Source organism: Streptomyces sp. NPDC015532, assembly GCF_043078065.1.
Lineage (GTDB): Bacteria > Actinomycetota > Actinomycetes > Streptomycetales > Streptomycetaceae > Streptomyces.
The window spans coordinates 40,863-66,804 of sequence record NZ_JBIBSY010000025.1 but is presented as its reverse complement, the minus strand read 5'-3'; the positions used below and the strand labels follow the sequence as shown (position 1 = coordinate 66,804).

Here is a 25,942-nt window from a genome sequence, read left to right as displayed (position 1 = left end):
AGTGCCTCGCGGATCAGGACATCCCCTTGCCGCCGGGCCGGTGCCCGTCGGCAGCTCTGGTCGAACGACTGTGCCGCGGACGGGAGTTGAAGCAGTGCGGCACAGCAGCCGTCCGAAAGTCGCACCGAGAGGCATCGTACCTGCGGTGGACGGGCCTGCCGAAGGGTGCCGCACAGCCCGTTCCACGAGGTGGGAGCATATGGGGCGCACTGCGAACGGTGACCCAGGGTGAGCGCATCACGCCGTGGGGCGTCCGAAAAGAGAGGGTGTGGGCAGAACGAAGCCCCCGATCACGGGGGAACAACCGGGGGCTTCGCGACTGCGGGCGGCTCCCGAAGGGCCGCTGCTTCAGAACGTAAGACCTGTACGGCCCCCTGGTCAAGCAGAGTTGGGGCACTGAGGCAACTTCTCCGGAGTGGGTCTTCACAACTTCAGCACGCTGCGGATGGTCCACTACGGTGCGTGATGAACTGGTCCGGTCCAGACGTCCCAGCAGGCCCCGGCAGCACCTCATATCCCTCAGGACACTGCCGCACCACATGGTCCGCGAACGGCCGCGTGGGGTCCTCGGCGAAGTGCCGGCGCTCGGCGCGGACCCATCCGTCCCAGAACTCGCTCTGTGCCTCACCGTCCCGTCGCCGTCCCCGCGCCCAGGCCCGCTCGTAGGGCAACTCCATCCACAGCAGTCGCGCGAGCCACGGCCGCAGCGCACGGCGTCCCGCGCCGACGCCCTCCAGGAGCACCACGGGCGCGGCCGGCAGCTCGTCCGGGGGGCCGAACTCCCGGGTGGTCCAGTCGTAGGGGGCGTAACGCGCCGGCTCGCCGCGCCCGAACGGCTCGATCACCTGGCCCAGCAGGCGCGCGGTCCAGCCGAAGAGCTCCTCGTGGGTGGCGATGTCGTCGAGGTGCAGCACGGGCGCGCCGTCCAGGGCCGCCGCCAGCGCCCCGGTGAACGTGGTCTTTCCGGAGCCGGCGTGACCGTCCACGCCGATGAGGCGGACGGGCCCGCAGGAGGGCGGCAGCCGGCGCAGCCGTGAGGCGAGGTCGTGAATGGGCTTTCCCGGGGTGAGGTGCGAGGTCGGCACGGTTCTGTGGAACATTCTATCGAGGCGCTGTCCACAGCGGATCCATGGGTTCAGGATGGTGTCGCATTGAACTACTCATTGAACAATCCTCAAGAACTTCGGGGATCCGCTCCGAAATTTCACGGCCCCGCGGAACCAGGTATTTCGGATAGGGCGTTCCGGTGCTCGAAGATGCTGAGTAGGGTTCCTGTTGCGGAACAGAAGCGTCGTACGGGGATGGACAGGGGAAGATGGCCGCGGGTTTATTCGAGGGGCAGTATGTGTGGCATCCGGCGGCCGACGACCGCAGACTCGCGAGCGTCTGCACGGACATCAGAGCCGGCCGCTATCTGAGCGCCCACGAAGCTCTGAAGGAGACCCGCTCCGACTACGGATTACGGGCCCACCGATCCCTGGTCCTCGCCTCCGAGGCCGCCGACTCCGATCTCGCCGAACGCTGGCTGGCGGAGGAACAGACCCCCGAGGCCGCCCTCATGTGGGCCCGCGTGGCGGTGCTGCGGGCGTTACGCGCGGCCGACGCCAAGGACGGCCGGGCCGAGGCGCTGGAACGCATAGCGCTGACCGCCTGCGACCGGGCCGCCGTGATGGACCGCGCCGATCCCACGCCCTGGGTCGCCCGGCTGTCCATGGCGCGGCTGCACGACCTGCGCGACCCGGCCCCGCGGGGGCTGCTGACCCAGCCTCTCGGCCCCTGGCGCCTGTTCTCGCACGTCCTGCGCCTCGATCCCTGGAACCGTGAGGGCCATCACCGGTTCCTGGCCTTCTTCTTCACGCGCTACGGCGGTTCCGTGAACGCCGCCTGGGACGTCGCCGCCTTCCTGAGCCAGCGCGCCCCCGCCTCCTCGCCCCTCCGGCTGCTGCCGCTGGTGGCCCTGGTGGAGAGCTACAACCCCACGCAGCTTCTGGTCGACCGCACCTGGGAGCAGCCGCAGTGGCGTTCCACGGCGCTCGCGATCTACCAGAACTGGCTGCCGGAGGTGACCGGATACCGCTTCACGCCGGTGCTCGACCTGGCGTATCTGGCGCACGCGCTCTTCATGGCGCAGCGCGAGTTCGAGGCCCGCGCGGTGCTCATGGCGATGGGGCCGTACGCGTGCCGGATGCCGTGGAGCGTGTTCGGCGAACCCGAGGAGCAACTCTCCCGCGCCCGCCGCGCCTGCGGCCTGCCCGTGCCGGGGGCCGGCTGACCTGCGGCCTCCCCGACGTCCTCATCGACCCCCGAGAGAAAGGTCAGCTGTGTCAGAACGAATATCGGCCCCAAGTCGGAGAACCGACGCCGGAAAGGATTCCGCCGCTTTCGACGACGATGCCACGCTTCACGCGATGGGATATCCGAGAAAGCTCACCCGTCGATTCCAGGCGTTCGACAATTTCGCGATATCCTTCACGATCATCAACATCATTTCGGGTATTTTCTCGTCCTTCGGTTTCGGTATGAATGCCGGCGGCCCTCGCGTTCTCGTGTTCGGCTGGATCGGCGTCTCCGTGATGGTGCTCTTCATCGGTGCCGCGATGGCGGAGGTCGCCTCCGCCTATCCGACGAGCGGGGCGCTCTATTTCTCCGCCGGCAAGCTCGCCAAGCGGCACAAGGGTGCCTGGTCCTGGTACACGGGGTGGCTGAATTTCGTGGGTCAGGTCGGAGGCACGGCCGCCACCGGGTACGCGGCCGCCACCTTCATCCAGGCGTTCGTCGCCCTGCAGTGGGACTCGTACGAGCCGACCGCGCACCAGACGGTCCTGATCACCGCGGTGATCATCGTGCTCCAGGGTTTGGCCAATACCTACACCGTCCAGCTCGTCGCCACGCTCAACCGGATCTCCGTGTGGTGGCTGCTGATCGGGCTCGTCGTGATCGTGAGCACACTCATCGTGATGCCCGACGACCACCAGTCGGCCTCGTTCGTCACGCATTTCGCGAACAACACCGGTTTCACGAACGGGATTTACGGAGGGATGCTCGGCCTGCTGGTCACGAGCTGGACCTTCACGGGCTTCGACGGCAGCTTCCACATGTCCGAGGAAACGGTGCGGGCCACGGTCAACGCGCCAAAGGGGATCACCCGTTCGATCGCCTATTCGGCGATCACCGGGCTCATCCTGATGCTTGCCCTTGTGTACAGCATTCATGATTATGACCGCGTCGCCGCTTCGTCGGCGCCGCCCGTGCAGATCCTCATCGATGGACTTGGCATGGGCATGGCTAAGTTCATCCTGCTCGTCGTGATCGGCTCCATGCTGTTCTGCGGGCTGGCCAACCTGACCAGCAACACCCGGCAGATCTTCGCCTTCTCCCGGGACGGCGCGATGCCGGGCTCCCGCTGGTGGCACTCCGTCTCGCCGCGCACCCGGACACCCGTCAAGGCCGTGTGGCTGGCGGTCGCCTGCTCGCTGGCCCTCGTCCTGCCCGGATGGTGGTCGCACACCGCTTTCACGGCCATCGTCAGCGTCAACGTCGTCGGACTCTTCCTCGCCTACGCCGTGCCGGTCTTCCTGCGGCTGCGGCTCGGCGACGAGTTCCAGGCCGGCCCCTGGAACCTGGGCCGCTGGAGCAAGCCCGTCGGCTGGGTGGCCGTGACCTGGATCCTCGCCAGCAGCGTGCTCTTCATGCTGCCCCAGGGCTCACCGATCACCGGGGACAACTTCAACTACGCCTCGATCGCCCTGGCCGTGGTGCTGATCGTCGCGACGGTGTGGTGGTTCGCCACGGCGCGCCGCCGCTTCCAGGGCCCCGTCAGCTACGGCCGTCCCGACGAGGTCGCCGCCATGGACCTCGTCTGATCATCCGCCCCTCGGCCCGGCACCCGCCGCGGCCGGGGGGCGGGGGTCACCGGACCGAGGGGCGGGTGACCGAGGCGCCCAGGTCATGCCAGTGGTCCCGACCAATATTGGTGGGCGTGGCACGGGCCGAAGTGCTGGCAGAAGTCACCCCCGGGCGTCCATAGTTGGCGCACAACAGAGCATTGGGCCCGCCCGTTCCGGACACCTGGGGGTTCTCCACCCATGAGCAGAGCCGAACAGCCGTCCCGCAGAATCGTCCTGGCCGCCGCGGTGGCCGCGGCGACGGTGGGGGCCGTGGGCCCGCCGGCCGCCGCCGCTCCCGCCCGCCGGACCAGAGCGCCCGGCCGCCTGGTCGACAACCGCGCGTGGACCTCGTACAGCGACTGGCGCGCGGGCACCGCGCACGGCGCGCGGGCCGTGCCGGGCGTCCGCCCCGGGCTCGTGATCGCCGCCCCGGCCGGCACGGCGGACTACACCGACCCGCACACCGGCAGGACCGCGACCTGGGAGTACGCGACCTGGACCTCGCCGGTCCACCGGCTCGCCGTACCCGCCACGGAGGCCATCGCCTCCTGGAACGCGCACACCCCGGCCGGCACCTGGCTCCAGGTCGAACTGACCGGCACCTACTCCGACGGCACGGACACGCCCTGGTACGTGATGGGGCGCTGGGCCTCCGGCGACCAGGACATCAGGCGCACCTCCGTGGACGACCAGACCGACGGCCGCAGCACGATCTGGACGGACACCTTCTCCATCGACGACGCCGCCTCCGGGCTGCGCCTCGTCTCGTACCGGCTGCGCCTGACCCTCTACCGCACCCCGGGTTCCAGGATCACGCCCACCGTGTGGCGGCTGGGCGCGATGGGCTCCGACATCCCGGACCGCTTCACGGTCCCGGCCTCGACGCCCGGCCTCGCCCAGGAGCTGAAGGTTCCGCGCTACTCGCAGGAGATCCACGCCGGTCAGTACCCCGAGTACGACAACGGCGGCGAGGCCTGGTGCAGCCCCACCTCCTCGCAGATGATCATCGAGTACTGGGGACGCAGGCCGACCGCCGAGCAGCTCGCCTGGGTCGACCCGGCGTACACCGACCCGCAGGTGTGTCTCGCGGCCCGCTCCACCTACGACTACCAGTACGCCGGTTGCGGCAACTGGCCCTTCAACGCCGCCTACGCGGCCACCTACAAGGACCTTCAGGGCGTGGTGACCCGGCTCGGCTCGCTCACCGACCTGGAGACGCTGATCGCCGCCGGCATCCCGGCCATAACGTCCCAGTCGTTCCTCAAGACCGAGCTGACGGGCGCGGGTTACGGCACCTCGGGCCACCTCATGACGGTCATAGGGTTCACCGCGGACGGCGATGTCATCGCCAACGACCCGGCGTCGCCCGGCGACGACGCGGTGCGCAGGATCTACAAGCGCTCCGAGTGGGAGAACATCTGGCTGCGGACCAAGCGCTACAACGCCTCCGGGAAGGTCGTCTCCGGTACCGGCGGGGTCTGCTATCTGTACTTCCCGGCGCATCCCTCGCCGCGCCAGCGCAAGGCGCTCGCGGCGGTCGGCATCCGGTGAGGTGAGGGAAGGCCCCGCCGTCCGGGGCCGCCGGACCCCGCCTGTGGGCGGGCCGGAGTGATCGTGAAGCCCGTCGTGGGCCGGCCGGAGTCCGGCCCGCGGCGGGCTTTCGGCCGGGTGCCGGGCGCCGTGTGACGAGACGCACACCCGGCCCGCCGGGTGGAATCCGGCGGGATCGGGAGCCGCCGGGCCGGCCGACGTGACCTGGATCTCTACCGGTGACGGCGGCTCCGGTGGCAAGGTGGCCGGGTCGGTGGGGAGCCGACGGGAGGCGGGGGATGTCACCGCACCACTACGTCAGCGAGATGCCATGACCGCGAGTTCCGCCACCGCCCCTCGTCTCCGCACCCGTACCGGAGGCCCCGAGGACAACGGCCCGAAGATCCTCGAACACGTCCTGGGCTGGATCTTCGTGGTGGTCGTGGCGATGCTGGTGACGCGGCTCGGCCTGCTCTGAGCCTGGCGCCGGCGCCAGGGACCACGGCACGTCGGGCGCCAGGGGCCCACGGCACGCAGCCCTGTACGGCGACCGGGGTGCCGATCGCCCCCGGGTGACGGTCGGCACGGTTCTGCCATACTGCGGATGTCCGTCGGCAGTTGGAGACCAGGGCCGGAATTGAATAATAGTCAACAACGCGAGGTCGACCGCCCCCGAGCGCGGGGCACCGACCGCTCACTGGCGCGTCGCGCCGAACTCATCGCCATCGGGCGGAAGTTGTTCGCCGACACGTCGTACGACGCCCTGTCGATGGACGACATCGCACGGCAGGCGCATGTCGCCAAGGGGCTGATCTACTACTACTTCAAGTCCAAGCGCGGCTATTACCTCGCCATCGTCGAGGACTCGGTCGCGGATCTGGTCTCCCGGGCCGCCGACGGCCTGGAACTCCCTCCGGTGGAGCGGGTCCAGCGCACGATCGACGGCTATCTCCGCTATGCCGAGCACAACCAGGCCGCGTACCGCACGATCATCGCGGGCGGCGTGGGCTTCGACACCGAGGTGCAGGCGATCCGCGAGGAGGTGCGCGAGGCGATCGTCGCGACGATCGCCGAAGGCGCCTACGGCAGAGGCAGGGTCGGACCGCTGCCGCGCATAGCCCTGCTCGGCTGGCTGCACAGCGTGGAGGGGGCCACCCTCGACTGGATCGGCCACCCGGTGCTGCCGCGCGACACCATGCGCGAACTGCTGGTGAAGATGCTGGGGGGTGCGATGCGTGCCGTCGAAGAACTCGACCCCTCGTACGCGGCCCCGCCCGACGCCCGGCGGGACAGCTGAGGGAACGGTATGAGGACTAGACCACCCTGTCAATGGTTTGGACCAATTCGGCGTCTGCTCGGCGGCCGGCCGGCATCCGGAGCGAACGGTCCTCCTCGCGGGCGTACTCCCGGCGCCACGACCGCTGTTCGCCGGGTTCGGTGACCGGGGCCGGGGGGGGGGGGGGGGGGGGGGGGGGGGGGGGGGGGGGGGGGGGGGCGCCCCCCCCCCCCCCCCCCCCCCCCGCTCCCGGGGGAGTGCTCGCGGAGGCGCCCGAGGTGCCCGATCCGGGAGGGGCGTCGCCGCGGCCGGTTCCGCCCCGCGGCCGGTGGACCGTCAACTGTCCACCGGTGAGGCCCGGAACCTGTTCGCCCTCGTCCGTGACGGAGCGGTACCTCCGCGAGGCGAAGGCGCCTCAGGTCGTCGAGGGTGCCCGTCGGATCCGGCGCGCGGTCATCGCACGGCGCCTCGTGGGTCCCGGGACGCGCTCTGGCCGTCGCGTGGGTCCGGGCTCATGCCGAACTCGTTCCTCGGGTCCCGGGACGCGTCGAACCGGCCGTCGTCGCGCGGGTCCCGGCCCGGGGTGAAGCGCTCCTCCCCCCGGGGTTCCGTGAGCGCGCCGAACCGCCCGTACCCGTACATCACCGACGGCGCCGACAGGCGCACCCACTCGGGGTCGTGACGCCCCGGCAGTGTGCGGCCGCGATCGGCCCAGGCGCGCATCAGGGCGCGGTAGATGGGCGGATCCTGAGCCGGCGGGGGTGGCGGTGGCGGCGGTGCCCAGTGAACCGATTCCGCCGGAGCCGGGACGAGGATCCGGCGGCGGCGCCCGGTCGCGGAAGGTGTGGGGCTCATACCGGGGCAACGGGCGGGCGGGCGAACAGGTCACCCGTCCGTCGAATCGGGCGTGCGTTCGCGATGGGACCCCTGGGAGGTCCCCGCGGAAGCGCGCTGTCCGGCCCTCGGCGGGCAGTCGACGTGCCGTCGATCGCGTCGGGACGGCGGCACCGGACGACCCCGCCACGCGGCATGGGCTTCCCCGCCTCGCACACGGCCCCGCGGCACACGATGGCCGCGCACCGCCTGCCGCCAGGCGTACTTCGGCTAGGCGCGTTCCCCGGACCCGGGCATGCCGGTCCTGCACCACGGCGGATCGCGGGCCATGGTGCAGGGCGGTTACGGGAACGAAGCGGGCGGCACCCGCTGAACGCGCCGTGCCGTCAGGCCGCGCGCCGCATCTCGGAGACCCGCAAGGGGACCGAGCCGGGCCCACCCACGTGGGAGAACGGCTGCGTACGCCAGTCCAGGCCCTGAGGGAGCGTCAACAGGAGGGCGGTGTCCTGCTGCTGGGGTTCCGCGGAGTCGTCCGCGGGCCGCGCCTCGGCGGCCGCGAGGCCCGTGCCCGAACAGACGGTGAGCCCGAACGGGTTCCACGGGGAGGCGCACAGCGCGTGCTCCGGCAGGACCTCCTCGTCCGCGAGCAGCGCGATGGGCTGCGCGCAGTCCGGGCAGATCACCCGGTACATCTCGAACGTGTCGTACGCGTCGAACTCCTCACCGTCCAGGGCGTCGTCGGATTCGACGCCCTCCGGCTCGGGTTCGAGAACGGCCTGCTGCCGCTTGGGTGCGGTACGACCAGGGCGCTTAAGACTCTGCATGGGATTCTCCCCCTCGGGTGGGCCGACAAGGCGCTGCGACCTCGACCACAGCAAGCACTTCCCGTCCGGTCTCCGAGGTAATCACGTGAACATCGCCTACCCGGTTGCATTCATGTGTCCTTCGTCACATGCCGCCCGCAGGTGCCCGGCTCCCCGCGGAACTTGTCGGCCGGATGACGTGCGAGCGGCGCCCGCCCACATCACAAAGCGGGTATGACCTGCGCCGCTGAGGTATCCCGGGGGATCGGCGGCCCTGTAGGTTCTTGCGCCATGGAGGAGCTGGACCGACAGATCGTGCAGCTGCTCGTCGCAGACGGGCGGATGAGTTACACCGACCTGGGCAAGGCCACGGGCCTGTCCACGTCCGCCGTGCACCAGCGGGTACGCCGTCTCGAACAGCGCGGTGTCATCCGGGGCTACGCCGCGGTCGTTGACCCGGAGGCCGTCGGGCTGCCCCTGACCGCCTTCATCTCGGTCAAGCCGTTCGACCCCAGCGCCCCCGACGACATCGCCGAACGCCTCGCGGGCGTCCCGGAGATCGAGGCCTGCCACAGTGTCGCGGGCGACGAGAACTACATCCTCAAGGTGCGTGTCTCGACCCCGCACGAACTCGAGGAACTCCTCGGGCGGCTGCGGGCGCTCGCCGGCGTCTCGACGCGCACCACCGTCGTCCTGTCGACTCCGTACGAATCCCGCCCGCCCCGCATCTGAGGGACGCCAGGACACGGACGCCCGATCGCGCGGATCCGTCCGGACGACGGGCACACCGGGCCGCCGCGCCGTGTCGACCCCACCCGCGCGACGACCGGCCGCCCCCAGGCGCGAGACTGTTCCCATGAGTGAGAGCACCGCCCCGTCGGACACCGTGCTGCTGCGCGGTGGAGAAGTCCACAGCCCCGCCGACCCCTTCGCCACCGCCATGGTCGTGGAACGGGGGCAAGTCGCCTGGGTCGGTTCGGAAGGCGCCGCCGACGCCTTCGCCGACGGCGTCGACGAGGTCGTCGACCTCGAAGGCGCCCTGGTGACCCCGGCGTTCACCGACGCGCATGTGCACACCACCGCGACCGGACTGGCCCTCACCGGCCTCGACCTGTCCGACGCGCCGTCCCTGGACGCGGCGCTCGCCCTCGTCCGTGATTTCGCCGCCGCCCGTCCGGCCGACCGGGTGCTGCTCGGCCACGGCTGGGACGCGGCGCGCTGGCCCGGCGGACGCCCCCCGGCCCGCACCGAACTCGACGCCGCGACCGGCGGACGCCCGCTGTACCTCTCCCGTATCGACGTGCACTCCGCCGTGGCCACCACCGCCCTCCTGGGCCTGGTCCCCGGCGTCACGGCGCTCGCCGGGTACGTGCCCGACGGCCCCCTGACCCGCGACGCCCACCACGCCGTGCGCGCCGCGGCGCTCGGCGCGATCGGCGCGGCGCAGCGCGCCGGGGCCCAGCGCGCCGCGCTCGCCCACGCCGCCTCGCTCGGCATCGGCTCCGTGCACGAGTGCGGGGGCCCCGAGATCTCCTCCGAGGACGACTTCACCGGACTGCTGCGGCTCGCCGCCGAGGAGCCGGGACCGAGGGTCGTCGGCTACTGGGCCGACCGCGATGTCGACAAGGCACGGGCCCTCGGCGCGGCCGGCGCGGCCGGCGACCTGTTCGTCGACGGCTCGCTCGGCTCGCACACCGCCTGCCTGCACGAGCCGTACCTCGACGCGGACCACACGGGCGTCGTCCACCTCGACGCGGACGCCGTCGCCGCGCATGTCGTCGCCTGCACCGAGGCGGGCCTCCAGGCGGGCTTCCACGCCATCGGGGACGCCGCGGTGGCCTCCGTGACCGAGGGACTCCGCGCCGCCGCCGAGAAGGTCGGCCTGGGCCGTGTGCGCGCCGCCCGGCACCGCGTCGAGCACGCCGAGATGCTCACCCCGGAGACCGTCGCGGGCTTCGCCGAACTCGGCCTCACCGCCTCCGTGCAGCCCGCCTTCGACGCGCTGTGGGGCGGCGAGGACGGCATGTACGCCCAGCGCCTGGGCGCCGAGCGGGCCCGCACCCTCAATCCGTTCGCGGCCCTGCTGCGCGCCGGTGTGCCGCTGGCCTTCGGGTCCGACAGCCCCGTGACCCCGCTGGACCCGTGGGGCACCGTGCGGGCGGCGGCCTTCCACCGCACGCCCGAGCACCGGGTGTCCGTGCGGGCCGCCTTCACGGCCCACACGCGGGGCGGCTGGCGGGCGGTCGGACGCGACGACGCGGGCGTCCTGGTGCCCGGCGCGCCCGCGGACTACGCCGTGTGGCGCACCGGCCGCCTCGTGGTGCAGGCCCCCGACGACCGGGTCGCGCGCTGGTCCACCGACCCTCGCTCCGGCACACCCGGACTGCCGGATCTGACCCCCGGCGGCGACCTGCCCGTCTGCCTGCGCACCGTGGTCGGCGGACGGACGGTATTCGTACGGCCTAACGAGTGATGTCCCTGGGTGCCCGGTGCTCCGCCAGGGCCCGGCACGCCGTCGTTCGACCTGCGCATCCTCGGCGCTGACCAGGGCTTTGTCGGAAAAGGCGCAGATCAAGCCAGTGTTGACAGCCTGCCGAGGGAGGCGGGTAGGTTCGGCCGGGTCCACCACCGGACGGCCGACCGGGGAACTCCGCACGGCCTCGCGGCGCCGCTGGGTCAGGGGTGGTGCGCCGCACCGGCGCACCGCCACTGGGAAGCCAGGCCCAGCGTCGGCGCCGCGAGGCGAGGGAACGTTCCGACACGTCGGCAGGTGTGACCCGGGTGGGGCCCGGACGTTCAGTAGACAACGGCTTTCGGTCGACCCGCAGCCAGCGGGTCCCAGGTCGGCCCGAAGGGCGCCGGGCCCCGATCCGCAGGACGCGATTTTCGCTCCGGCGCGTCCGCTCTTACCCGCCTCTTGGCGAATCGACACCCCTGGAGGGCCGCCGCGACGCAGGAGCGCAGGCTGGGCGCACTATGGTGGAGCCCTGCGTACGGATACGAAGGGGCAGCAGTGAACGACGGCGACGGGACCCTCGCGGCGGAAGCCCAGGGGAGGCGGTTCGGTCCGCTCGGCACGGCCTTGGTGATCATTCCGACCTATAACGAGGCGGAGAACATCAAGAAGATCGTCGGCCGGGTGCGATCCGCCGTGCCCGAGGCGCACGTGCTGGTGGCGGACGACAACAGCCCCGACGGCACGGGCAAGCTCGCCGACGAGCTGGCCGCCGACGACGAGAACGTCCAGGTCCTCCACCGCAAGGGCAAGGAAGGGCTCGGTGCGGCCTACCTCGCGGGCTTCCGCTGGGGTCTGGAGCACGGGTACGGCGTACTCATCGAGATGGACGCCGACGGCTCGCACCAGCCGGAGGAACTTCCCCGCCTGCTGACCGCGCTCAAGGGGGCCGACCTCGTTCTCGGCTCGCGCTGGGTGCCCGGCGGCCGCGTGGTGAACTGGCCCAAGTCCCGCGAGTTCATCTCGCGCGGCGGCAGCCTGTACTCCCGTGTCCTGCTCGACGTGCCGATCCGGGACGTGACCGGGGGCTACCGCGCCTTCCGCCGCGAGACCCTCGAAGGCCTCGGCCTCGGTGAGGTCGCCTCCCAGGGCTACTGCTTCCAGGTCGACCTGGCCCGCCGCGCGGTGAGGGCGGGCTACCACGTGGTCGAGGTCCCGATCACCTTCGTCGAGCGTGAGCTGGGCGACTCCAAGATGAGCCGCGACATCCTCGTGGAGGCGCTGTGGCGCGTCACCACCTGGGGCGTGGGCGAGCGCGTCGGCCGGATCACCGGCCGCCGCAAGCAGTCCTGACACAGTCCCGGCACCACGCGAGGCTCACCGGCCCGTCCAGGCGACACGACGGGTCCGTGAGCCGCGCCGACGCCCCAGGGTGACGCGAGCGGGGCCCGGCCACGGCCGGGGGCCCGAGCCGTGCCGCCGGAGCGGGGCGCGAACGGCGCCACCAGGGCGGGGGCCGATGTCCGACCGGCGGGGTTGAGCGTTCGCTTATCCCGATCTGAGGCTCGCCCAGGCACACTGGGAGCATGACGACAGGCGTTCCGACCCCCACCCCCTCCCGCCCGCGGCGCTCGCGGCTGCGCACCTTCCTGCCGCTCGGTGTCGCGGTGTGGCTGGTGCTGGAGATCTGGCTGCTGACGCTCGTCGCGCGTGCCACGAGCGGCTTCACGGTGTTCCTGCTGCTGGTCGCCGGGTTCGTCCTCGGCTCCGTGGTCATCAAGCGGGCCGGGCGCCGCGCCTTCCGCAATCTCAGCCAGACGCTGCAACAGGCGCAGGGTGGTGTCACGTCCCCGGGCGACGGCGGCCGGGGCAACGGACTGACGATGCTCGGTGGTCTGCTCCTGATGATCCCGGGTCTGATCTCCGACGCGATCGGCCTGCTGCTGCTCATCCCGCCGGTCCAGAAGGGCGTCAGCCGCTTCGGGCAGCACGCTTTCGAGCGCAGGATGCGGCTGGCCGCCCCCGGTTCCGTCGGCGACGCCTTCCAGCAGGCCCGGATGCACCGCCCCGACGGCAAGGTGGTCCAGGGCGAGGTCATCAGGGACGAGACCCCGCGCGAGCCCGGTGGCACCACCTACCCGCCTTTGAACCGCTAGCCGCACCGCGGCCGCTGCTGCTGCCGCCGGGGCCTCGGCGGCAGCACGGGAAACGGCGCCCCCGCATCCACTTCCGGTGGATGCGGGGGCGCCGTTTCCCGTATGCGGCCGGCCCGGAACGCACGAGACCCGGCCGGCCCGGAACGCACGAGACCGCGAGCCCCGTACCTGACGTACGGTGCTCGCGGTCTCGGCGTGCGGTGTATGCCGCTCGACCCTCGAAGGGGTCAGGCGGACTTTCGGCTGTCCCGCGGATGCACCGCGATGTTCATCGCGCCGGAGCGAAGAACGGCCAGACGCTCCTCGAGGACCTCTTCGAGCTCCTCGCGAGTGCGCCGCTCCATCAGCATGTCCCAGTGCGTGCGCGCGGGCTTCGCCTTCTTCTCCTCAGGGCCGTCGCCGTCGACGAGAAGTGCCTGGGCCCCGCAGACCTTGCACTCCCACTCCGCCGGAATTTCGGCCTCCACCGAGAAGGGCATCTCAAAACGGTGCCCCTTCTCGCATGCGTACTCCACCGCCTGGCGCGGGGCCAGGTCGATGCCGCGGTCCGTCTCATAGCTGGTCACTACGAGGCGTGTGCCGCGAAGAGCTCGCTCACTCATGAATCGTGCCTCCCGGGCTTGTCGCCCACAGGACAGGTGTCGCTGTCGTCGTCATCCGGTCAACGTCCGGTCGGCGGTAAAGATTCCCGTTGATGGGTCATGCGTCGCCGTCGTAGCCGCCCCTTGTTGTACCCACCGTCGCCCGGTTTGTCACATCTGGCATCAGATGTCACCCAACGCTTCAGTATCATTGACGCGCAGTAACGGTACGGCAGGCAGGCCAAACGCGTACACTACCGCTCTTTGGCCCCCGGCGCTAAATCCTCTCGGGTACGGGATTGCCCGCGTCCCGCACCGCCCGGCGCACCGGGACCCGCGCGAGCAGGACGAAGCCGATGACGAAGAAGACCACGAGCGAGATGATCGCGTCCCGATAACTTCCCGTCAGCTGGTAGGTCAGGCCGAACAGCAGCGGGCCCAGCCAGCTCATCCCGCGGTCGCTCATCTCGTACGCGGAGAAGTACTCCGCCTCCTTGCCGCTCGGCACGAGGTGCGAGAACAGGGAGCGCGACAGCGCCTGGCTGCCGCCCAGGACCAGTCCGATGCCCGAGGCGAGGACGAAGAACCACACGGGCGCGCCCGCGGGCAGGAAGTACCCGGCGGCGAGGGTGAGCGTCCAGGCGACGAGTGAGCCGAGGATGGTGCGTTTGGCGCCGTACGTGCGGGCCAGCCGGCCCATGCCCAGTGCGCCCCCGACCGCGAGCACCTGGACCAGGAGTACGGCGGTGATCAGGGTCGACTGGCTGAGGCCCAGCTCCTCGGAGCCGTAGACGGAAGCCTGCGAGATGACGGTCTGGATGCCGTCGTTGTAGATGAGGTAGGCGAGCAGGAAGGAGAGCGTGAGCGGCTGGCGGCGCATGTCGCGCACCGTGGCGGCCAGCTGCCGCCATCCGTGTGCGGACGCCTGTCCGCCGGAGGGGGTGTGCCGGTCCCGCAGCCGCTTCAGCGGGATGAGGGTGAAGGCGCCCCACCAGACACCCGCGGAGGCCAGGCAGATGCGCACGGCCGTCGACTCGGACACGCCGAAACTGTCATGGGCGGTGAAGAGGACCAGGTTCGCCACCAGGACCACGGAGCCCGCCGCGTACCCGAAGGCCCAGCCCCGGGAGGAGACGGCGTCGCGCTCCTCGGGCGGGGCGATCTGCGGGAGGTAGGAGTTGTACAGCACCATCGACACGGCCAGCGAGGCGTTCGCGACGATCAGCAGCGCTCCGCCCAGCAGATAGCGGTCGCCGTCCAGGAAGAACATGCCGGTGGTGGCCGCGGCGCCCAGGTAGGCCGCCGCCGCGAGCAGCGGCTTCTTGCGGCCCGTGCGGTCGGCGGCGGCTCCGGCCATCGGCATCACGACGATCGACACGATCACCGAGGCGGAGACCGCGTACGCGAAGAAAGAGCCGGCGCGGACCGGTATCCCCAGCGGGTGGACGAACCCGTCCGCGTCCGCCGCGTGCTTGGCCACCGCCGTCAGATAGGGGCCGAGGAACACGGTGAGCACGCTCGTCGAGTAGACGGAGCAGGCCCAGTCGTAGAAGTACCAGCCGCGCTGTTCTCGCCGGCGCTCCGCGGCCTCCTCGGCCGCCCCCGCCCGCACGGTGTCCGTGCTCACCCGTGCCCTCGCTTCTCGTGAACGACCGCGCGAGGAGGCTCAGAACCAGGTGCCCCGGTCTTCCAGGACCTTGCGCAGTGTGTCGATGTGATCGGTCATGATGCCATCGACTCCCAGGTCCAGGAGCCGGTGCATGCGTTCCGATTCGTTCACGGTCCACACGTGCACCTGGAGCCCGCGCGCGTGGGCCGCCCGCACGAAGCGGCGGTCGACCACCGGCACGCCCGACTGTGTCTCGGGAACCTGGGCCGCGACCGCCGAGCGGCGCACCGCGGCGGGAACGCCCCACGAGCGCAGCCGCAGGTTGAGCACCCCCCGGGTGCCGAACGAGGTCGCGAGGCGCGGCCCGGCGAGATGCTGGGCGCGGGTCACGCGGGCCTCGGAGAACGAACCGACACAGACGCGGTCCCAGGCGTCGGTGCGGTCGATCAGGTCGAGCAGCGGCACGAGCGCGGGTTCGGTCTTGACGTCGACGTTCCAGCGCGTCTCGGGAAACTCTTCGAGCAGGTCCTCGAAGAGGGGGACCGGCTCCTTGCCCGCCACGCGCGCCTGGCGCACGTCGTCCCAGGGGAGGTCCGCGATCCGGCCCGCGCCGTCGGTCACCCGGTCGAGGGACGTGTCGTGGAAGGCGACCAGCCTGCCGTCCGCCGTGGCGTGCACGTCGGTCTCGATGTAGCGGTATCCGGCGTTCACCGCCCGCCGGAACTGCGTGAGGGTGTTCTCCAGGCCGTCCGCGGACCCGCCGCGGTGGGCGAAGGGGATCGGGCCGGGGTGGTCGAGGTAGGGGTGAAGAGTGCGCGTGCTCACCCGGGCAGTATGGCGCGCTCGGGTTGAACCGGGGCGACAACGGCGCTGCCGAGCGGTGCCGGGCGGGCGGCGAACACCCGCAGGAAGAGCTGGGCCAGGGGTCCGATGGCGACGGCGTAGAGCACCGTGCCGACCCCGACCGTGCCGCCGAGCGCGAAACCCGTCGCGACGACGGCCACTTCGAGGACCGTGCGCACCAGACGGACCGAGCGGCCCGTACGCCGGTGCAGTCCCGTCATCAGGCCGTCGCGGGGCCCCGGACCGAAGCTGGCCGAGATGTACAGGCCCGTGGCCATGCCGTTCAGTACGACGCCCGCCACCAGCAGCGGAATCCGCACGGTCAGGGAGTGGACGTCCGGGAGCAGGGCGAGCGTGCCGTCCATGGCGAGGCCGACCACGAAGACGTTCGAGACGGTGCCGAGCCCCGGCCGCTGGCGCAACGGGATCCACAGGAGCAGGACAGCGGCGCCCACGACGATCGACACCACGCCGATCGTCAGACCGGTCAGCTCGGCGAGGCCCTGGTGCAGCACGTTCCACGGTTCGAGACCGAGACCCGCCTCCACGAGGAGCGCCGAGCTCGCTCCGTACAGGGCGAGCCCCGCGTACAGCTGGACGAGGCGGCGGGGAAGCCGCCCGGACCCGGGAGCCGCGGCGGGTACGGACTCGGAACGTGTGGACACGGGATGCCCCCAGTGGTGGTAGTGGCCTGGCGCATGACACTCTGTGGCTCGGGAACTGGCTTCAACCATGGCCAATTCGGGGAAGGTGGACTGGAATCATGGCACAGTGGACTTCGGCGGTGGGGGCCGCTCAGCTGGCTCGGCTCCTCAACTCCCAGCAGGAGCGGCCCGCCGGACCGGGAACCCGGCGTCCGCCCGCGTATCGCGCCCTCGCCGACGGTGTGCGGCTGCTCGTACTCGAAGGACGGGTGCCGGTCGCCGCGCGGCTGCCCGCCGAGCGGGAACTGGCGCTGGCCCTGTCGGTCAGCCGTACGACCGTCGCCGCGGCCTACGAGGCGCTGCGCGCGGAGGGCTTCCTGGAGTCGCGTCGCGGGGCCGGCAGCTGGACCGCGGTCCCCGCCGGGAACCCGCTGCCCGCACGCGGTCTGGAACCCCTGCCTCCCGAGACCCTCGGTTCGATGATCGACCTCGGCTGTGCCGCGCTGCCCGCGCCGGAGCCGTGGCTGACCCGCGCCGTCCAGGGCGCCCTGGAGGAACTGCCCCCGTACGCGCACACGCACGGCGACTACCCCGCGGGCCTCCCCGCGCTGCGCGCCATGCTCGCCGAGCGGTACACGGCGCGCGGTATCCCCACCATGCCCGAGCAGATCATGGTGACCACCGGGGCGATGGGCGCGATCGACGCGATCTGTCATCTCTTCGCGGGCCGCGGCGAACGCATCGCCGTCGAGTCCCCCTCCTACGCCAACATCCTCCAGCTGATGAGGGAGGCCGGTGCCCGGCTGGTGCCCGTCGCGATGGCCGAGGGGCTGGCCGGCTGGGACATGGACCGCTGGCGCCAGGTCCTGCGTGACGCCGCGCCCCGGCTCGCGTACGTCGTCGCCGACTTCCACAACCCCACCGGAGCGCTCGCCGGCGAGGACCAGAGGCGCGGGCTGGTGGACGCGGCGCGCTCGGCCGGCACTGTCCTCGTCGTCGACGAGACGATGAGCGAACTGCACCTGGACGACGGCCTGGAGATGCCCCGCCCGGTGTGCGGCTTCGATCCTGCGGGCTCGACCGTGATCACCGTGGGCTCGGCGAGCAAGGCCTTCTGGGCGGGCATGCGGATCGGCTGGGTGCGGGCCGCGCCCGACGTCATCCGCAGCCTGGTCGCCGCGCGCGCCTACGCCGACCTCGGCACTCCCGTGCTGGAACAGCTCGCCGTGAACTGGCTGCTGAGCACGGGGGGCTGGGAGGAGGCCGTCGGCATCCGGCGCGACCAGGCCCGTGAGAACCGCGACGCTCTCGTCACGGCCCTGCGAAGGGAACTGCCCCGGTGGGAGTTCTCCGTTCCGCGCGGCGGTCTCACCCTGTGGGTGCGTACGGGTGGTCTGTCCGGGTCGCGGCTGGCCGAGGTCGGCGAGCGCGTGGGCGTGCGAGTGCCCTCGGGGCCCCGGTTCGGCGTGGACGGCGCCTTCGAGGGATATGTGCGGCTGCCGTTCACGGTGGGCGGCGCGGTCGCGGACGAGGCGGCGACGCGGCTGGCCGCGGCGGCCCGGCTGGTGGAGACCGGCGCGAGCGGAGGGGACGAGGGCCCCCGGACGTTCGTGGCGTAGCTACCCCTCCGCCACCGCGACCCCGGCGACCTCGGAGGGCACCTGTTCCGCGTCCGCCGGTGTCGTGCGCTCCGGCAGCAGGGCGAGCACCGCCAGCCGCTGCGCCTCGCTCGTGGCGTCGTCGTACGGGTCCGGTGTGGCGGGGACCTGGAGGCGCAGGACGGGTCCGGCGCCCAGGCGCGCGTAGCCGCGGCCGGGGGGCACGTCCCGGGTCGGGGTGGTGTGCGGGGGCGCGCCCAGGACCGCTTCCAGCTGGGCGGCCGAGGCGGTGCCGAGCACCACACGCGCGCGGGTGTGCTGACGGACCGCGTCGCTGAGGGAGTCGAGGTTCTCGAAGTGCTCGGCGACCACGACCGTGACGTTCGCCGCACGGCCGTGCCGCAGCGGGACCTGGAGCAGCGACTGGGGATCCTCGCGTCCGTCGGCGGCGGCCAGATGGCCGAGCGCGCTCGGCCGGTCCAGCAGGATCCACAGCGGGTTCCTGATGTCGTCGGGGGCGGGATGCCCCGCCTGGCGGGCGCGGTTCGCGGCGATCAGCCGCCGCTCGGTCTCGTGCGCCGCCCATTCGAGGCTGGCGAGTGCCCCGCCCGTCGAGCACTCGACGGCCAGGACGCCCTCCCGCCCGGTCAGGCACGCGTACTCGCCGGTGCCTCCGCCGTCCACGACGACGACATCGCCGTACCGGAGGGACTGCAGGGCGATGGAGCGCAGGAGGGTGGTCGTGCCCGCGCCGGGTTCGCCCGTGATCAGCAGGTGCGGCTCGGTGGAGCGGGCGCCCGTGCGCCAGACGACCGGGGGAACGTCGCGCTGCTCCTCGCCGTGGGTGAGCGGGAGTGTGCGCTGGACGTCGGCCGGATCGGTGAATCCGAGGACCGTCTCGCCGGGCGCGGTGACGAAGCGCTGGGCGGCGATGTCGGTGGGCAGGGGCGCGAGGACCGTGACGGTGAGCTCGTTGCCCTCCTCGTCCCAGTCGAAGTGGTACTCACGGCCGCGGCCCGACTTGACGTGCAGGAGCTGCTCGATGCGTGCGCGGGAGTCCGGCTCGCCGTCCGTGAAGTACGCCGGGTAGTGGACGTGCAGACGGGAGATCCGCCCGTCGTCGTCGAAGTCGTACGAGGTGAACGCCTTCTCCCAGTCGCCGCCGTGGGCGTACAGGGGGGCGGGGTCGTCGGCGGCGGAGAAGTACGGGACGAGTGCCTCGTAGAGGGACTGGAGGCGTGCGGTCTGCGCCTCGTCCGGACCGGTCGCGGGCGGTGGGGTGCGCTCGCGACCGGCCCAGGCCGCCGCCGCCATCAGCGTGATGACGGCGAGCAGCGGTCCGTACGGCACCAGGGCCACGATCAGGACCACCGAGGCCACCAGGAACAGCAGCGGCCCACGACGGTCCTTGGGGGTGGCGGCCCACTTGCGCCGTCCGGCGGCTGCCAGCCGGCGCAGTCCACGGGTCACCGTGATCAGCGGATGGAGGACATCGGTGGCGCTGTCGGCTGCCGTCCGGGCCAGCTCCCGGCTCTTGGCGATCTGTGCGGTGCCGTTGCTGAGGATGCGGGGGAGAGGGCGCCGGGCCACTGCTGTCTCCTGAAGGTGCGTACGAGGTGGGGACGTCGTCAGAACTTGATCCCGCCGAGGAGGCCGGCCAGGCTCTCCCCGCCGGCCTTGATGCTCGGCGCGATGGCCGTGCTGGCGAGGTAGAAGCCGAAGAGTGCGGCCACCAGGGCGTGCGACGCCTTCAGCCCGTCCTTCTTGAAGAAGAGGAAGACGATGATGCCGAGAAGGACGACGCCTGACATGGACAGAATCATTTGAGCTCTCCTGGTTCGTGGGGACGGTCACCATGAGTTGTTCCAGGATCACAGCATGTATCCATACGATAAAAGGTGCAACTGGGTGAAAAGGAGCCGATTTCACCCGTGCGACCGAGCCGTCTTGCGCCGCCTGAGCTGCTCTGTTGCGCTCGATGCGCACTTTGTGATCTTTGCCGCGGAGGGTGCCGGTGGTGTGCCGCCGGAGCCAGTACCCTGTCGATTCACCCGAACGGTTGCAGTGAGAGGCGGTCCGGCCGATGAGCGAAGCCCCCGACCCCGAGGTCGTGGAGCTCGCGACCAAGATCTTCGATCTGGCGCGACGCGGCGAGACGGAGGCTCTCGCGGCGTACGTCGACGCGGGTGTCCCGGCCGACCTCACCAACGACCGCGGCGACTCGCTCGTGATGCTCGCCGCCTACCACGGGCATGCCGACGCGGTCCGCGCCCTGCTGGAGCGCGGCGCCGAGGCCGACCGCGTCAACGACCGGGGCCAGACCCCCCTCGCCGGAGCCGTCTTCAAGGGCGAGGAGGCCGTCATCCGGGTCCTCCTGGCCGCCGGCGCCGATCCGGCCGCGGGTACCCCGTCGGCCGTGGACACGGCGCGCATGTTCGCCAAGACCGACCTGCTCGAATTGTTCGGCACGCCATGAATCGAACGCTCTGACCAGGCGCAACGCAGGAAAAACGGGAGGCGGAACGGGGCCGCCGGAAATACGGTCGCGGCAGGAAGAACCGCCGAGTCATCATGGCGACGTGATTCACGGACGCGATGGCTGGGCAGGAGTTGCCGCACCGCGCGGGCCGTGACGCGGCCCGCATGGGCCACCGACGAGAGGCAGAGGAAGATGGTCTACAGCAAGCAAGAGACGGCGGGCGCCCCGACGTGTTGTCACGCGGCCAGGTAATGCAGGATCCCGGTTGCGTCGACGCTTGATGTGAGGCTGTTTCCCATGTTCGATCCGGTCATAGCGCCCAGCGGAACCCTGCTCGGCCTTCTCCAGAGGGGCCGCGGCGACGGCACGCTGCACGCACTCACCGCACCGCGGGCCGAAGCGCTCGCGGCACTGAACCACTGCGTTCTCAGGGACCCCCGCCACGACTGGCAGGTCGAGAACCGCTCCCTGTACTACGCCCGTCTCTATCTCGATCTGAGCGGCGAGCTCGACGAGATCGAGCGGCACCTCTTCGACGCCGAGGACATCCTCGACGACTGCGAGTCACGCACAGGGCTGGCCCTCGCGGTCCTCGGACACCTCGCCTCCTACGGCAGGCGCGACGCGCTCGCGCTGCTGCGCCGGTACGCCGCGGTCGGCTCCAACTGGGCCTGGGCCCTGGACGAACTGGCCCTGCGCGACGACGACGCGGGCCTGCGCGCCCTCGCCGCCCCCGTGCTCGCCCGGTTCCCGGCCGATGCCGAGGGCGAGGCCGCCCTGGCCGCCGTCGTACGCGACTCCTTCGAGCCACGGCCGTGGCGGCTGTGGGCCGACGACTCCCGTGCCTCCATCGCCAACCGTGTGCGCGCCGCCCAGGAAGCCGGGTCCTTCGACCGCTGGCAACGCCAGATGCGACCCTCGGGGCCCCGCCCCGGGTGGAGCGTCGAAGCCGTCTTCGCCTGGGCCCAACAGGGCATCGAACGCGGAGCCGCGCTCCACGTCCCCGCCGCCCGCTGCCTGACCGCCGTCGCCGGACCGGAAGACCGTCCCGAGATCGTCGAGGCCGCGCGCCACGGTGGGGAGGGCGCGCGCTGCACAGCCCTGCGCTACCTCGCCGACGGCAACGATCCGGACGCCCTCGCCCTGATCGAGGCGGCCGTCGCGGACGGGCCGACGCCCGTCGTCGAGGCCGCCGTCGACGCCTTCGAACGGATGCGGAGCCTCGCCGCCGTCGACCGGGCCCGCGGCTGGGCGCACCGGCCCGACGCCCTCGGCGCCGCCGCGGGCCGCGTCCTCGCCTGCCGGGGCGGTGCACAGGACCGCGAACCGGTCCTGGCCGCCCTGCGCGAGGCCGTACGGGGCGAGGGCCCCGACGCGCCGACCCTGTGGACCCTCGTCGACGGCACCGGACGGCTCGGCATCGCCTGCGCCGCCCCCGTGCTGCGGCACATCTACCGCGAGACCGCGTCGTCGCATCTGCGGCAGCGCGCCGCCCGTGCCCTCGCCGTCACGGACCCCTCCTTCCCCGCGGGCTTCGCCGTCGAGTGCCTCTGGGACTGCGAGGAGACCACCCGCGAGATCGCCGCCCGGCACGCCGAGACCGGTGACGCCCGTGTGGTCGATCAGCTGCGCCGGCTGGCGGCGGATCCGGCCGAGGAGGCCGAGGTCCAGACAGCCGTACGGAGCCGGATCGGGCCCGACATGCCGGCCGTATGAACGTTCGGCGACCCGGGAGTCAGGAGCGCGTGGACGGGGGCTGACCTGCCCGGGTGCGGAGCGCAACGCTCACGGGACGTTCATCGCTCGCATAGATCCACGTTGACGCGGCCACGTCCAGCGGGGCGAGAACACCCGTATGCGTGTCGTCATCGTGACCGAATCCTTTCCCCCCGATGTGAACGGCGTGGCCCACTGCGCGCTCCAGACCGCCCGGCACCTCGTCGATCGCGGTCACGCTCCCCTCGTCGTCGCCCCGGCCACCTCACCCAGGTCCCCGGCCTCCCCCGACCAGGGAGGCACCCCCACCGGGAACGGGCCGGACGCCCTCGCGCCGTGCCCGGTCGTCCGTGTCCCCTCCCTCCCGCTCCCGGGCTATCCCCAGGTCCGCGTCGCCCTCCCCAGCCGGCGCGTCGCCGCGGCCATCACCGAACACCGCGCCGACATCGTCCACCTGGCCAGCCCCTTCATCCTCGGCGTCCGCGGCATGGCCGCCGCCTCCCGGCTCGGCATCCCCGCCGTGGCCGTCTACCAGACCGACCTCGCCGGATACGCCCGCACGTACATCAGCGCGGGCGAGGCCACCGCCTGGCGGCGCATCCGCTCGGTGCACGCCGCGGCCGACCGGACGCTCGCCCCCTCCAGCGCGGCCCTGCGTGACCTGGAGGCGCACGGCGTGCCCCGGGTACGGCTGTGGGCGCGCGGTGTCGACACCGTCCGCTTCCGCCCCGGGCACCGCGACGAGGCGCTGCGCCGCGAACTGGCGCCGAACGGAGAGCTGATCGTCGGCTACGTCGGCCGGCTGGCCCCCGAGAAGCACGTCGAACTGCTCTCCGGGGTCTGCGAGCTGAACGGCGTCCGTGTCGTCGTGGTGGGTGACGGACCCAGCGAGGCCACCCTGCGCGGCGCGCTCCCCGGCGCGGTCTTCCTCGGCCGGCGCACCGGCGGCGAACTCGCCCGGATCTTCGCCTCGCTGGACGTCTTCGCGCACACCGGCCCCTTCGAGACCTTCTGCCAGACCGTGCAGGAGGCCATGGCCAGCGGAGTGCCCGTCGTCGCGCCCGCCGCGGGCGGACCGCTCGACCTGGTCGCCCACGGGCGCACCGGGCTGCTGGTCCCGCCGCGCGACAGCGCCGCGGTACGGGAGGCGGTGCGCACCCTGGCCGCCGACCCCGCGCTGCGGGCGGCCTACGGCGCCGCCGGGCACGCCCAGGTCGAGGGCCGCACCTGGGCCGCGGTGGGCGACCAGCTCATCGGCCACTACGAGGACGTGCTCTCCGCACGGAAGCTGGTGGCGGCATGAGTCTGCGCATCGTACGGCTCGCCAACTTCGTCGCCCCCTCCTCCGGAGGACTGCGCACCGCGCTGCGGGAACTGGGCGCCGGATACCGGGCGGCCGGCCACGAACCGGTCCTCGTGATACCCGGCGAGCGCGCGAGCGACCGCGACACCGAGCAGGGACGGGTGATCACGCTGCCCGGCCCGCTGCTGCCCGGCACCGGCGGCTACCGCGTCCTCACCGACAGACGGCGGGTCGCCCGTCTCCTGGAGTCGCTCGCCCCCGACCGCCTGGAGGTCTCCGACCGGACCACGCTGCGCTGGACCGGAGTGTGGGCACGACGGGCCCGGGTGCCCGCGGTGATGGTCTCCCACGAGACCGCCGACGGGGTGCTGCGCACCTGGGGACTGTCCGAGGCGATGGCCCGGCGGACCGCCGACGCCCTCAACGTCCGTACGGCGCACAGCTACGCGCGCGTGGTGTGCACCACGGAGTTCGCCGAGCGCGAGTTCGTGCGGATCGGCGCCCACAACGTCGTACGAGCCCCCCTGGGCGTCGATCTCGCGGACCGGCACCCCGCGCTGCGTGACCCGGCGCTGCGTGACCGTCACGCGCGGGCGGACCAGGTCCTGCTCGTCATGTGCTCCCGGCTGTCCGTCGAGAAGCGGCCCGGTACGGCGCTCGACGCGCTGGAGGCGCTGCTGCGGCGCGGTGAGCGGGCCGTGCTCGTCGTCGCAGGCGACGGACCGCTCAGGGCCCGGCTGGAACAGCGCGCCCGGGAGCGGAGGCTGCCCGTCACCTTCCTCGGGCACGTGTCCGACCGGGCCCTGCTCGGTTCGCTCCAGGCCTCCGCGGACGTGTGCCTGGCACCCGGGCCGGCGGAGACCTTCGGGCTCGCCGCCCTGGAGGCGATGGCCTGCGGCACCCCCGTCGTCGCCAGCGCGCACTCCGCCCTGCCGGAGATCGTCGGCTCCGCCGGGGCCACCGCCGCCGACAGCGGGGACTCCTTCGCGGACGCGGTACGGCTGCTGCTCGGCCGCGCCGAGAGCGAGCGCAGGAAGACCGCACGCGCGCGTGCCGAGTGCTTCGGCTGGGACGCCGCCGTGACGGGATTCCTCGCCGCGCACGACGCGGTGGCCGTGAACCGGCCGCCTCTACAGGAGGGCGTCGCATGAGAGCGGTTCGGTTCGTCGCGCTCGGGGACTCCCTCACGGAAGGTGTGGGCGACCCCGTCGGGGACCGGTGGCGGGGGTGGGCCGAGCTGCTCGCTCCGGGGCTCGCCCCCGCGGACGCGCCCGTGCGGTTCACCAACCTCGCGGTCAGCGGGGCGCAGACACGGGACGTCCTGGAACGGCAGACCCCGGTGGCGCTCGCCCTGGAGCCCGACATCGTCTCCGTCGTGATCGGCGTCAACGACACCCTGCGGTACACCTTCGACATCCACTCGGTGGCCGAACGGCTCGACACGGTCTACGCGGCGTTCCGCGCGCGGGGCGCGATCGTGCTGACGGCCTGCCTCCCGGACCCCGGCTCGATGCTCGGGCTGCCGGGAGCGATGGCCCGCCCGCTGGCCCGGCGTCAGCACGCGGTCAACGCGGTGGTGCACGCCCTCTCGGAGCGGCACGGGGCGACGCATCTGCACGTGGCGGAGGAGGACTGGATCGAGGACCGCGCCGTGTGGAGTGCCGACCGGCTGCACCCGGGGGAGCCGGGGCACCGTCAACTGGCCCGGCGCTTCCACGCGTTGCTCGCCGAGGAGGGCGACGCCCACGGGATCGCCCCTTCCAGCGAGGCCGAGTTCCCCGCCCCGGCCCGCATCGCGAGCCTTCTGTGGCTGGCCACGGCGGGAACGGGCTGGGTGGCCAGGCGCTGCACCGACCTGTTGCCCCAACTGCTCACCCTCGCCGCCTCCGAGGTGCGCCACCGGGCCCGGGGCACCAGCGCCCGCCTCGACCTGAGCGCCTCGCACGCCGTCGCGTCCGCCCTGGCGGCCCTGTCCGTGACGGAACGCCCGGACGTGGCCTGACGGCAGGACGGAGACTGACGGCCGGACGTGGTCTGGTGGCCTGGCGGACTCTGACGGCCTGGCGGACTCTGACGGCCGGACGGGTCCGACGGCAGGACGGGTCCGACGGCCGGACGGGTCCGACGGCCGGACGGGGCTGACAGCTGGACGTGGTTCGGCGGGGACAGGGCACGGTGGGCGCACGAGGCGGGCACCGGCCGCACGGGCCGGTGCCCCGTTCGCCGGC

24 protein-coding genes are annotated in these 25,942 nt (G+C 72.2%); 15 read left to right on the top strand and 9 right to left on the bottom strand.

Annotation, left to right across the window (positions count from 1 at the left end):
* Window positions 1-431 precede the first annotated feature (431 nt).
* Window positions 432-1,085 carry a uridine kinase gene (locus tag ACF07B_RS40895; protein ID WP_392182673.1) on the bottom strand — a complete coding sequence of 218 codons (654 nt, stop codon included), beginning with the start codon at window positions 1,083-1,085 and terminating at the stop codon, window positions 432-434.
* Between the two features lie 230 nt (window positions 1,086-1,315).
* Between ACF07B_RS40895 and ACF07B_RS40890 the strand changes: the two genes are divergently transcribed.
* From ACF07B_RS40890 to ACF07B_RS40870, 5 genes are all read left to right on the top strand, one after another.
* Window positions 1,316-2,272: a hypothetical protein gene (locus ACF07B_RS40890; protein ID WP_369482606.1), complete on the top strand. Its 957-nt coding sequence runs from the start codon at window positions 1,316-1,318 to the stop codon at window positions 2,270-2,272.
* 136 nt (window positions 2,273-2,408) lie between these two features.
* Window positions 2,409-3,863 (top strand): amino acid permease, encoded by a 1,455-nt coding sequence (locus ACF07B_RS40885; RefSeq protein WP_369482607.1) that lies wholly within the window; start codon window positions 2,409-2,411, stop codon window positions 3,861-3,863.
* Window positions 3,864-4,085: 222 nt separating this feature from the next.
* Entirely contained in the window at window positions 4,086-5,438 is a 1,353-nt protein-coding gene (locus ACF07B_RS40880) for a peptidase C39 family protein (protein ID WP_392182672.1), read from the top strand.
* A gap of 310 nt (window positions 5,439-5,748) precedes the next feature.
* Complete coding sequence (locus ACF07B_RS40875) at window positions 5,749-5,895, top strand: SCO1431 family membrane protein (RefSeq protein WP_326788976.1); 147 nt, start codon at window positions 5,749-5,751, stop codon at window positions 5,893-5,895.
* Window positions 5,896-6,054: 159 nt separating this feature from the next.
* Window positions 6,055-6,714, top strand: a complete 660-nt coding sequence (locus ACF07B_RS40870; RefSeq protein ID WP_369482632.1) for a TetR/AcrR family transcriptional regulator — start codon at window positions 6,055-6,057, stop codon at window positions 6,712-6,714.
* Between the two features lie 432 nt (window positions 6,715-7,146).
* On the opposite strand, the gene ACF07B_RS40865 is transcribed toward ACF07B_RS40870, so the two are convergent.
* Together ACF07B_RS40865 and ACF07B_RS40860 are read right to left on the bottom strand one after the other, a co-directional pair.
* Window positions 7,147-7,416, bottom strand: a complete 270-nt coding sequence (locus ACF07B_RS40865) for a hypothetical protein (protein ID WP_392182693.1) — start codon at window positions 7,414-7,416, stop codon at window positions 7,147-7,149.
* A 497-nt stretch (window positions 7,417-7,913) separates the two neighbouring features.
* Complete coding sequence (locus ACF07B_RS40860; RefSeq protein ID WP_369482609.1) at window positions 7,914-8,351, bottom strand: hypothetical protein; 438 nt, start codon at window positions 8,349-8,351, stop codon at window positions 7,914-7,916.
* Between the two features lie 270 nt (window positions 8,352-8,621).
* On the opposite strand from ACF07B_RS40860, the gene ACF07B_RS40855 reads away from it, so the two are divergent.
* The 4 genes from ACF07B_RS40855 (at window position 8,622) to fxsA (ending at window position 12,941) form a co-directional block, all read left to right on the top strand.
* Window positions 8,622-9,062, top strand: coding sequence for an Lrp/AsnC family transcriptional regulator (locus ACF07B_RS40855; protein ID WP_037621061.1), 441 nt, complete (start codon window positions 8,622-8,624; stop codon window positions 9,060-9,062).
* A gap of 124 nt (window positions 9,063-9,186) precedes the next feature.
* Window positions 9,187-10,803: an amidohydrolase gene (locus ACF07B_RS40850; protein ID WP_392182671.1), complete on the top strand. Its 1,617-nt coding sequence runs from the start codon at window positions 9,187-9,189 to the stop codon at window positions 10,801-10,803.
* Between the two features lie 540 nt (window positions 10,804-11,343).
* Window positions 11,344-12,138, top strand: coding sequence for a polyprenol monophosphomannose synthase (locus ACF07B_RS40845; RefSeq protein WP_392182670.1), 795 nt, complete (start codon window positions 11,344-11,346; stop codon window positions 12,136-12,138).
* 233 nt (window positions 12,139-12,371) lie between these two features.
* On the top strand, window positions 12,372-12,941 hold the full coding sequence (gene fxsA / locus ACF07B_RS40840; protein WP_392182669.1) for an FxsA family membrane protein: 570 nt from the start codon (window positions 12,372-12,374) through the stop codon (window positions 12,939-12,941).
* A gap of 227 nt (window positions 12,942-13,168) precedes the next feature.
* Here the strand turns inward: fxsA and ACF07B_RS40835 are convergent, their stop codons facing one another.
* The 4 genes from ACF07B_RS40835 to ACF07B_RS40820 all read right to left on the bottom strand — a co-directional run bounded on the left by ACF07B_RS40835 (window position 13,169) and on the right by ACF07B_RS40820 (window position 16,708).
* The gene (locus ACF07B_RS40835; RefSeq protein ID WP_081223278.1) at window positions 13,169-13,543 is read right to left on the bottom strand and encodes an RNA polymerase-binding protein RbpA; all 375 of its coding nucleotides are present in this window, start codon (window positions 13,541-13,543) and stop codon (window positions 13,169-13,171) included.
* 256 nt (window positions 13,544-13,799) lie between these two features.
* Window positions 13,800-15,149 carry an MFS transporter gene (locus ACF07B_RS40830; RefSeq protein ID WP_362406535.1) on the bottom strand — a complete coding sequence of 450 codons (1,350 nt, stop codon included), beginning with the start codon at window positions 15,147-15,149 and terminating at the stop codon, window positions 13,800-13,802.
* A gap of 39 nt (window positions 15,150-15,188) precedes the next feature.
* A complete protein-coding gene (locus ACF07B_RS40825) occupies window positions 15,189-15,956 on the bottom strand; it encodes a glycerophosphodiester phosphodiesterase (protein WP_392182668.1) in 768 nt (255 codons plus the stop codon).
* Window positions 15,953-16,708 carry a YitT family protein gene (locus tag ACF07B_RS40820; protein WP_392182667.1) on the bottom strand — a complete coding sequence of 252 codons (756 nt, stop codon included), beginning with the start codon at window positions 16,706-16,708 and terminating at the stop codon, window positions 15,953-15,955. The genes ACF07B_RS40825 and ACF07B_RS40820 overlap by 4 nt, the downstream gene beginning before the upstream one ends.
* Before the next feature lie 29 nt (window positions 16,709-16,737).
* On the opposite strand from ACF07B_RS40820, the gene ACF07B_RS40815 reads away from it, so the two are divergent.
* Window positions 16,738-18,237, top strand: coding sequence for a PLP-dependent aminotransferase family protein (locus ACF07B_RS40815; protein WP_369482614.1), 1,500 nt, complete (start codon window positions 16,738-16,740; stop codon window positions 18,235-18,237).
* Here ACF07B_RS40815 and ACF07B_RS40810 read toward each other — a convergent pair whose 3' ends face one another.
* Both ACF07B_RS40810 and ACF07B_RS40805 read right to left on the bottom strand, forming a co-directional pair.
* On the bottom strand, window positions 18,238-19,806 hold the full coding sequence (locus ACF07B_RS40810; RefSeq protein WP_392182666.1) for a hypothetical protein: 1,569 nt from the start codon (window positions 19,804-19,806) through the stop codon (window positions 18,238-18,240).
* 38 nt (window positions 19,807-19,844) lie between these two features.
* Window positions 19,845-20,039, bottom strand: coding sequence for a hypothetical protein (locus ACF07B_RS40805; RefSeq protein ID WP_037621052.1), 195 nt, complete (start codon window positions 20,037-20,039; stop codon window positions 19,845-19,847).
* 260 nt (window positions 20,040-20,299) lie between these two features.
* Between ACF07B_RS40805 and ACF07B_RS40800 the strand changes: the two genes are divergently transcribed.
* From ACF07B_RS40800 to ACF07B_RS40780, 5 genes are all read left to right on the top strand, one after another.
* On the top strand, window positions 20,300-20,692 hold the full coding sequence (locus ACF07B_RS40800; protein ID WP_362406549.1) for an ankyrin repeat domain-containing protein: 393 nt from the start codon (window positions 20,300-20,302) through the stop codon (window positions 20,690-20,692).
* Between the two features lie 300 nt (window positions 20,693-20,992).
* Window positions 20,993-22,411: a HEAT repeat domain-containing protein gene (locus ACF07B_RS40795; RefSeq protein WP_392182665.1), complete on the top strand. Its 1,419-nt coding sequence runs from the start codon at window positions 20,993-20,995 to the stop codon at window positions 22,409-22,411.
* Between the two features lie 139 nt (window positions 22,412-22,550).
* A complete protein-coding gene (locus ACF07B_RS40790; RefSeq protein ID WP_392182664.1) occupies window positions 22,551-23,714 on the top strand; it encodes a glycosyltransferase family 4 protein in 1,164 nt (387 codons plus the stop codon).
* Entirely contained in the window at window positions 23,711-24,865 is a 1,155-nt protein-coding gene (locus tag ACF07B_RS40785; protein ID WP_392182663.1) for a glycosyltransferase, read from the top strand. The genes ACF07B_RS40790 and ACF07B_RS40785 overlap by 4 nt, the downstream gene beginning before the upstream one ends.
* Window positions 24,862-25,716 (top strand): SGNH/GDSL hydrolase family protein, encoded by an 855-nt coding sequence (locus tag ACF07B_RS40780; protein WP_392182662.1) that lies wholly within the window; start codon window positions 24,862-24,864, stop codon window positions 25,714-25,716. Before ACF07B_RS40785 ends, ACF07B_RS40780 begins: the two co-directional genes overlap by 4 nt.
* Window positions 25,717-25,942: the final 226 nt, after the last annotated feature.

Excerpts from the sequence above, each read along its gene's own strand:
- ACF07B_RS40815 (WP_369482614.1), top strand. The coding sequence starts at position 16,738 with ATGGCACAGTGGACTTCGGCGGTGGGGGCCGCTCAGCTGGCTCGGCTC.
- fxsA (WP_392182669.1), top strand. The coding sequence starts at position 12,372 with ATGACGACAGGCGTTCCGACCCCCACCCCCTCCCGCCCGCGGCGCTCG.
- ACF07B_RS40875 (WP_326788976.1), top strand. The coding sequence starts at position 5,749 with ATGACCGCGAGTTCCGCCACCGCCCCTCGTCTCCGCACCCGTACCGGA.
- ACF07B_RS40890 (WP_369482606.1), top strand. The coding sequence starts at position 1,316 with ATGGCCGCGGGTTTATTCGAGGGGCAGTATGTGTGGCATCCGGCGGCC.
- ACF07B_RS40850 (WP_392182671.1), top strand. The coding sequence starts at position 9,187 with ATGAGTGAGAGCACCGCCCCGTCGGACACCGTGCTGCTGCGCGGTGGA.
- ACF07B_RS40835 (WP_081223278.1), bottom strand. The coding sequence starts at position 13,543 with ATGAGTGAGCGAGCTCTTCGCGGCACACGCCTCGTAGTGACCAGCTAT.
- ACF07B_RS40865 (WP_392182693.1), bottom strand. The coding sequence starts at position 7,416 with ATGCGCGCCTGGGCCGATCGCGGCCGCACACTGCCGGGGCGTCACGAC.
- ACF07B_RS40780 (WP_392182662.1), top strand. The coding sequence starts at position 24,862 with ATGAGAGCGGTTCGGTTCGTCGCGCTCGGGGACTCCCTCACGGAAGGT.
- ACF07B_RS40790 (WP_392182664.1), top strand. The coding sequence starts at position 22,551 with ATGCGTGTCGTCATCGTGACCGAATCCTTTCCCCCCGATGTGAACGGC.
- ACF07B_RS40885 (WP_369482607.1), top strand. The coding sequence starts at position 2,409 with ATGGGATATCCGAGAAAGCTCACCCGTCGATTCCAGGCGTTCGACAAT.
- ACF07B_RS40855 (WP_037621061.1), top strand. The coding sequence starts at position 8,622 with ATGGAGGAGCTGGACCGACAGATCGTGCAGCTGCTCGTCGCAGACGGG.
- ACF07B_RS40880 (WP_392182672.1), top strand. The coding sequence starts at position 4,086 with ATGAGCAGAGCCGAACAGCCGTCCCGCAGAATCGTCCTGGCCGCCGCG.
- ACF07B_RS40860 (WP_369482609.1), bottom strand. The coding sequence starts at position 8,351 with ATGCAGAGTCTTAAGCGCCCTGGTCGTACCGCACCCAAGCGGCAGCAG.
- ACF07B_RS40800 (WP_362406549.1), top strand. The coding sequence starts at position 20,300 with ATGAGCGAAGCCCCCGACCCCGAGGTCGTGGAGCTCGCGACCAAGATC.
- ACF07B_RS40785 (WP_392182663.1), top strand. The coding sequence starts at position 23,711 with ATGAGTCTGCGCATCGTACGGCTCGCCAACTTCGTCGCCCCCTCCTCC.
- ACF07B_RS40820 (WP_392182667.1), bottom strand. The coding sequence starts at position 16,708 with ATGGTTGAAGCCAGTTCCCGAGCCACAGAGTGTCATGCGCCAGGCCAC.
- ACF07B_RS40795 (WP_392182665.1), top strand. The coding sequence starts at position 20,993 with ATGTTCGATCCGGTCATAGCGCCCAGCGGAACCCTGCTCGGCCTTCTC.
- ACF07B_RS40805 (WP_037621052.1), bottom strand. The coding sequence starts at position 20,039 with ATGATTCTGTCCATGTCAGGCGTCGTCCTTCTCGGCATCATCGTCTTC.